This window comes from Oleiphilus sp. HI0061 (assembly GCF_001635675.1).
Window position 1 is genome coordinate 1 of sequence record NZ_LWFE01000616.1, and the last position, 903, is coordinate 903.

The window sequence follows — 903 nt, forward strand, 5'->3', positions numbered from 1 at the left end:
ATATAATACTCAATACTGGTAATCGCATCGGCGAGACGATCCAGTTGTTGCCAGTCAGGAATATGCTTATCGCTTAATAAGGAGTCACGAATATAGGTGCTGCAAGACTCAAGAAGCTTTGCCGCCTGTGTAAGCGGGATGATTTGTAAGCCACCGCGAATACTGTCTAAGAGGTCTGGGACATCCTTTATCTCGGCGTGATCCCACTGAGATGCTATAAAGTTGACGATGCTGTTTTTTGCTTGTTCCAAGCCATTTCGTGATTCATAGATAACGGCATTATGCGCACTTTCGAAGTGTTCAGCGGGTACAACAAATTCGTTTTGCTCTTCTTCACTCTGTTCTCTCGCATCGCTGAGTGAGCTCAGATTAGCTTCGACATATAGCAGGGCACCTGCCATATCCATTAATACTTGGTCGCTAGCTGGTTCACTGCTTTCAGCGATTTCTTCTATGCGGCTAATTTGCTCTAGCACCAGCTTGCGGGCTACACCTAAGCCCAGAACAGCCATGGTATTAGCAATTTGAGTTAATTGAGGTACTAGCTCAAGCAGCTGAGTATTGTCTTTATCGTCATCGCGAACGTATAGATCTAGCTGTTCTTTGACGTGGCTGAGTTCTTCACTTAAGACCTCAACAACTGAGCTCATTGTTTCAGCGCCTGGACGATGCAGTTTCTCACGCTCGGCATCAACTTCTTGTTCGCTTGGTAAGGCTTGAGCCAAGCTAAAGGACGCTTTTAGTTCTTGGATGCGCTGACTGTCAATTGCACTTTTTGCAACGTAATACAGTAAATTCTTTAGTAAGTCCGTCGGTAAAGGCTTCGCTAGAATGGTCTGCGGTTCATCGATCATCAGTTTTATTTGGTGATCGAGCTCACGCAAGAGTTGCTTTGTTGCAGAG

1 pseudogene is annotated in these 903 nt (G+C 45.4%); it reads right to left on the bottom strand.

The window, feature by feature from the left end:
• Positions 1-903: pseudogene (locus tag A3735_RS30510) on the bottom strand (hybrid sensor histidine kinase/response regulator); the annotation flags it as partial.